Genomic DNA, 450 nt, shown 5'->3' on the forward strand with positions numbered 1-450 from the left:
CTATAAGAAATCCAAAATTAACCCGGATACTTTAAGGCTTAAAAAGGATACCAAGAAAAACGTCAGCCTTTATGTATATAATGAAAATAAACTTCTTACCAATGAGATTCACTATGGCAAAGAAAAAGAAGAAACCATAACCGCTTATGATAATAACGGCAATGGTTCTCTTGTGGTACTCGAAACCGACAAATCGTATGGAAAGAGCGGCAAAGCGGTCACGACAAAGCAAGGGTATACTTATGACCGCTGCCGAAACGTTTTAACTGAAAAAGCAAACGCCGCTTATCAGAAAAAGAATCAGGGAAAAGAACACCTTTACACGACAAACTATACGTATCCGGCAGGAACATATCCGGATTCGGACGGTGCCTTTGTCTGCCCGGTGCTTACGCAGGAATCATACAGCGGAGCAAAGACCAAAAACCGCATGGTAAGCACGATGGCGGC

The 450-nt window shown here is 42.4% G+C and carries 1 protein-coding gene; it reads left to right on the plus strand.

The genetic code is table 11. The annotated features are described in order from the left end of the window. Nucleotides 1-450 (plus strand): hypothetical protein (locus tag DW005_RS14055; protein ID WP_207658757.1); only part of this gene is annotated, 450 nt, incomplete at both ends.

The sequence above is a fragment of the Clostridium sp. AF36-4 genome (assembly GCF_003435975.1).
Classification (GTDB): domain Bacteria; phylum Bacillota; class Clostridia; order Lachnospirales; family Lachnospiraceae; genus Eubacterium_F.